Annotated in this window: 4 protein-coding genes; all 4 read left to right on the forward strand. The window is 37.2% G+C overall.

Annotation, left to right across the window (positions count from 1 at the left end):
* The coding region (locus JMX98_RS13695) for a TNT domain-containing protein (protein WP_201587369.1) at positions 1 to 997 on the forward strand (997 nt) is incomplete at its 5' end.
* A 4-nt stretch (positions 998 to 1,001) separates the two neighbouring features.
* Positions 1,002 to 1,616: a hypothetical protein gene (locus JMX98_RS13700; RefSeq protein ID WP_201587370.1), complete on the forward strand. Its 615-nt coding sequence runs from the start codon at positions 1,002 to 1,004 to the stop codon at positions 1,614 to 1,616.
* A 21-nt stretch (positions 1,617 to 1,637) separates the two neighbouring features.
* A complete protein-coding gene (locus JMX98_RS13705) occupies positions 1,638 to 2,267 on the forward strand; it encodes a glycohydrolase toxin TNT-related protein (RefSeq protein ID WP_201587373.1) in 630 nt (209 codons plus the stop codon).
* Positions 2,268 to 2,278: 11 nt separating this feature from the next.
* On the forward strand, positions 2,279 to 2,620 hold a 342-nt coding region (locus tag JMX98_RS14275), incomplete at its 3' end, for a tetratricopeptide repeat protein (RefSeq protein ID WP_320157772.1).

The raw sequence follows: 2,620 nt of genomic DNA on the forward strand, positions 1-2,620 counted from the left end.
TATCATGAACACCGCTGTCGGCATCATGCAGACTGAACAAGTGGGCCGCATCAAAAAAACCTTTGTGGGTAAAAGCTATAGTATCACCGCAGGAGATGAGTTTAAGATCACCGTCGGCAAATCCTCATTGGTTATGAATGCCGATGGCAGTATCATCATTACCGGTTCCAGCATCATCACGCAAGCAGAAAAAGAGAATAAGGTCATTGGTAAGGATGTGCTGATTAATCCGCCGGGGGGTGGTGCGGGGGGTGGGGATGATGAATATGATTATGAAGAAGGAAGTATAATACCGGGTACTAATACTACTGTTGGTGATCCTGTCGAAGGCGGTGGGGGTGACACATGGACAGCTGAACAATGGGAGAGACAAGCTAGTAATATAAACAAAAATGTCATGAATAATAATGGATCTATACATAGCGGCTCTATGCCCGCGTATCAGCAACAACAAAATCAAAAAACTGCTGATGCAGTAATGACCGCTGCCAGTGTTGTACCTATTGGTAGAGTAGGTCAAACCGTTCATAAAGGTTCTAAAGTTTTGAAGGCGGCTAGAGCTACTAAAGCTGCTAATTTAAAACTACTTAATGCAATAAATAAGGAAAGAGCGCTTGCACAGAAAGCTAATTGGAAAAAGCCAGACGGTAGTATTTGGTGGCCAGATAATACAAAGGGTTTTGACAAAGTTCCAGGTACTTTAACAACACATAATTATCGTAAAGGGCAAGGCTTTAGTAGGTACTCTGACTATGCACCTAAGGATGATAGAGGTGCTTACGTTTCTCCTAAAGGGACTACTTTTTCTGAAAGAGCGATGTACGGCAAAGAGTCAGACTATATTGAAAGACAGTTTGAAGTGCTTAAGGACATTCCTGCTGCTAATAGGAGTCAAGCCACTCCATGGTTTGACCAACGTGGTATGGGTATGCAAGATCAACTACCTATGCCGATCAAAGATCTAATTAAAGACGGATATATTAAATATTTGGAGTGATGTAATGACAAAATACGATAAGCACTTTTTTGAACATTTCGATATCGATATGAATAGAGTTGGTACACTCACAAACACTATCACATCAGAAGGTGTGGGAGTTGAAAAGTATAAGAAGCAATATATTATTTTTCAGAGGACATCATTAATTAAAGAATATGTCAGCACATTTGATGATGATATATTCAATCTGATGGTATTCAAAGATCAGTATAGAGATTCTAATAAGCCGCTTCCTAGTCTGCCTTCTAAAGAATTCATACGGCAATATCAAACAAGCTTAATTGAACTGAACTATGATAATAGTATGTATCAAGACGCCTTATCCATACTACGCGATAACGATATCTCCTCATATAGTCAGATGGTTAACCTAGTAGTAGGTTCCAGAAATTTAGTAGGTGCTCAGTATATAAAGTCTTCTTCTTTTGGTGAAAATCTTGAAGAGTGGTATTTTGGTGATATCCATCAATATGATGGGTATAAGTTCAGGTTGAATAGCGAAGGTTTTTGGGAGCTAATGCATATCGAAAAGGGAAATGGAAAAGCTATAATTACCTTTTATGATATAAAATATGTCTATTATTATTTATTAAATTTTTATTTCGCTGTATTATAAATCTAATTATAGGGAAAATATATGTCAAATATCGAGTATTGGAAAAAAGGTGATTCAAAAGTCTTATCAGTTGATGGTATTAATGGATATCCTGTAATACGAGAGATGTCAGAAAACCAGAAAAAAGAAATTGATAATCATTCTCTAGATTTTATCAATGATCAATTATTTATGCATTATTGGGCAGATGATATTGAGCATAACGAAGAGGATCCAGTGTGGCAAAACACCTCGTTGTATTTTTGGAAAGCTGAAGAGCCTTTTCCTAATAAAGCATTACCACCCACGTTTGAGAACTTTGAAAAAAGATTTTTTGTACTAAATAAAACTATCACGATAGAAGTTTCTTTAGCCACACCCTGGTTTGATCAGCCAGGGCTTGGAGAAAAACACGTGGCTGTAATAGATCATGAAATGATTCCGTTATTGGATTTGTATAGAGCGAATGTTATCAACTATGTTGAGGTGATTGAAACATTATATTCAAAATATCTCAGTGACAGTAAGTATGGCTTTTTAGTTGATCAAAGAATAGTAAGCCTAGAGAATAGTAAGCTATATTTGGATGGTCAAGATATTCCTTATCATATTGCTTATAGTATTGGCGGTATCCATCTAGTAAAGGTAGAATCCAATACTAATATTGTATAGACATGAACTCAATGAGCATTACAAAACTAAAGAAATTAAATCTGTCATTAACAACAGTCCTAGCCCTATCAACTGGACTAGCCATTTCTGCCTGTTCAGCCGAATCTGCTAATGAAGCTACTCAATACTCAGTACAATCAATCGAAAATAGTGACAGTAGAGACTTTGAGTCAGTTTATGCCGAAGCCAACCAAGGCGACCCACAAGCCCAGTTTCAACTAGGTAGTATGTATGAAAACGGTGAAGGTGTCAGTCAAGATAAAACTAAAGCTGCAGACTGGTATCGAAAATCTGCAGAGCAGGGGTTTGCTGATGGGCAAAATGCGTTAGCCAAACTGTATTACTTTATTACT

Origin of the sequence: Psychrobacter sp. HII-4, from assembly GCF_904846595.1 — a bacterium.
In the GTDB taxonomy this organism is placed as follows: Bacteria; Pseudomonadota; Gammaproteobacteria; order Pseudomonadales; family Moraxellaceae; genus Psychrobacter; species Psychrobacter celer.

Excerpts from the sequence above, each read along its gene's own strand:
- JMX98_RS13700 (WP_201587370.1), top strand. The coding sequence starts at position 1,002 with ATGACAAAATACGATAAGCACTTTTTTGAACATTTCGATATCGATATG.
- JMX98_RS13705 (WP_201587373.1), top strand. The coding sequence starts at position 1,638 with ATGTCAAATATCGAGTATTGGAAAAAAGGTGATTCAAAAGTCTTATCA.